This is a genomic window from Desulfobacter sp. (genome assembly GCF_050177295.1).
In genome coordinates, this window is record NZ_JBFXHE010000500.1 from 1 (window position 1) to 2,894 (window position 2,894).

The 2,894-nt window shown below is 45.7% G+C and carries 2 protein-coding genes and 1 pseudogene; 1 reads left to right on the plus strand and 2 read right to left on the minus strand.

The features are described from left to right. Positions 1–742, minus strand: a pseudogene (locus AB7U36_RS21695) (radical SAM protein); the annotation flags it as partial. A 151-nt stretch (positions 743–893) separates the two neighbouring features. Beyond that, positions 894–2,324, minus strand: coding sequence for a methyl-accepting chemotaxis protein (locus AB7U36_RS21700; RefSeq protein WP_287126056.1), 1,431 nt, complete (start codon positions 2,322–2,324; stop codon positions 894–896). Between the two features lie 335 nt (positions 2,325–2,659). On the opposite strand from AB7U36_RS21700, the gene AB7U36_RS21705 reads away from it, so the two are divergent. Further along, on the plus strand, positions 2,660–2,894 hold a 235-nt coding region (locus AB7U36_RS21705), incomplete at its 3' end, for a hypothetical protein (RefSeq protein WP_428161688.1).

A 2,894-nucleotide genomic window follows, 5' to 3' on the forward strand; every position in this document is an offset into this window, starting at 1 on the left:
CGGCCTTTTCAACTTTCAGGATATGTTCCAGGGCAACGCCTGCAATCTCTTCCGGATCAGGGATAAAGGATATTCTCTCCTGGCAGGCGCAAAGATTATTTTCCGTTTGAAGGGAGATACATCCAAGACACCGGGCGTTGCAGACCACGGATGTCGGCAGCGGGGCTTCATACCGGCCCAGGAAAAAATTTTTACCGGCCGGACACCCGTATTCCAGGGCGCATTTCTCCAGGTGGCGCATCAGCCGATTGTCCGGATATTTTTTTCTATATTTTTCAACCCCTTTCTGAACCTGGTCAATGGGCATCAGCCGCAGATCCTGTCGGGGTTCGTCATCCACCTGAAGGGCCGCGGACCGGAAATTATTTTTCCCAAACCCCAACGCACCGTAGGAAAAAAGAGGCAAAGGCGTATCCATGCCAACATCATCATAGGCGCAGAAATGCAAGTTCACGTACCCCGGGGAGTTGAACACACCCACCGGATAAATACGCTGATCCGGCTGGAAAGGATTGGTTTCAAGGGTTTCAAAGCGGTCGGTGACAAGGTTGAACACAATGGGCGCTCTGTCTGGCAGCATCATCAGTTCACTGCCGTGGGGCATGGGACAGGTACCGGATTTTGTCAGAATAAAAAAATCATTTCCGGACATACCCGCGGCAGCATATCCGTCCAGTTCAAAAATATTGCCGTGTTCATCAGCCACCACAGCCGTGAGCATCTGTTTATTAATATATGCCATGATGATGCAGGATATACCAGAATGGGGCCGGGATCTCAATTAAAGATTGTTATCTGCCCATATCTAAATAAAGTACCACCATCAATCTTGATAGATAAATGTTTATGGCCGTTACAACAGGCATTTAAAAAATAGCGACATAAGCCATCCTTCATATCTCCAGTATATCCCTGAAATTCACATCAATACCTATAACTCCTACGGTATTTCCACTGGCATGCCTGAGCGGTAGCGAAACGGTAAAGCAAAATTCCCGGGTGGCGGATGACCGATATACCTTTGATACAAAGGGTGCGTTATTGCTAAGTGCCTTGGTGAACCATTCCTTGCCGGACCAGTCACTGCCTATACCTTTCGTGAGCCCTTTTCTTCCGGCCAAGGTCTTTGCATAAATATTGGAGATGACCTGTCTGCCCTCCGTATCGGTGATATAGGCCAACTCAACAAATGGGAACCGATCAAGAAATGTCATTAACGTTTTCTCCCTGATGTTGCGTTTACCGCTTGCTATATCTGTGTTTCTCGCCATTTCAAGGGCGGCAGCCTTCGCGCTGGCGTGACCGGAAATATGGAATCCCCCGGCGTCTGTAACCATTCCGTCGCAGGCCGAAGCCACACGGTTCGCAATGGTCAGGATGGTGTTTACATCAGCTGTCTGATGCCTGGCGGAAGCTTTAATTTCATCTATATTAAACGTTATCCATTTTATATTTTTGGCCTGTTGTTGGGTGGCGCAACTGATTGTGTCCAGGCTTTTGGAGAGGGGGGTGAATTGGGAATAGACATGGTCCATGGACATATTTGCATCCAGGATCTGTCGTTCACAAGCTGCGACATGCTGTTCCACTGTTTCTACGGCAGTAATGGTTGCCGCTATTTTTTCCCCCAGCAGTTCCAGCCGCGCCTTTATGTCATTGGTGGCAGCTTTAGACTGTTTTGCCAAAAGCCCAACTTCTTCGGCGATTACTTTGAATCCTTTTCCGTCGGTCTGCCCCCTTGCTGCTTCAATACGGGCATTGAGAGAAAGGATATTGGTCTCGTCTGATATGGCGTTAATGGTGTCTGATATGGAACCGATCAAGGCTGAATTTTCTCTGAGAACTTGGATGGTATCCACGAGAATACTGACTTGTGATTTGATCTCGTTGAATCCTGCCATACTAAGCTTTCCCTGGTTCATGGCAGTTTCCAGATCCACCTTCATGGCAGTGAAGTTCTGGTTCAGCTCACCCGTACTGGTTGAAATGTCCTCAACACCCAGGGAGATCCTGTCCCCTGCCTCGGCAATGTCGGCCACTTTAGCTTCTTGTTCACCGGCCAACTGTCGAAAGGTCTTGGAAAAAGCGGTGAGTTCAGGTGCCAGTGCGGCCAGAGCGACTATATTTCTTAAAAGGGAAGTAATGGTGCGGTTAAGCTTTTTAAAAAAATTATTAAAAGCATTTACAGCCCTGGCTTCAGGCACCTCATTTTTCACGGAATGCGTCATGGTAAGATCCCATGTACTTTCCAGCATTATTTCGATTTCACTCATTGGGTCTGATCCCGCTTCAGTTATTCTCTTTTTCATAAATCCTAACAGCATCTTGTATCTCCTATTCATTTTAATCGGCGTTACATTTTTTTTGCAAATAAAGAGGCAAATTTGATACCAGCAAGTTCATCTAACTGGAAACAGATAGCTTTTCAATAGCAGTATTATTTTATTAATTGCATTTTATTACAATTATGAAGCAAAAAATATCTATTAAATTACATTTTTGAAGATGTGTAGTTCAATTTCAGATTGCTTAGTTGGTATTCTCGACGTGGCATAAAATTTGCTTTTTCTATTTGCTTTTTTTCTTAGGATAGCCCACAAGGGACAAACTCACAAAACTGTAATGCGGAAAAAAAACTGACACCCTATATGAAAAAAAGATGAAAAAGACATTAAAGCTCGACCTGAATTATATACAGCAACAGACGGAACATCACGCCCCTTTCATGACCGGTAAATTCAATAACCTGAATTTGATGACAGCACTTCAGCCCATATACAGCCTTGCTCACAAACGTGTGGTCGGCCATGAAGCTCTGGTACGGATCAAGGAGGAAGGCGGGGTCCCCGTATCACCGGCCATCCTTTTTGACCAAGAACGCTCTGCCATCGAGA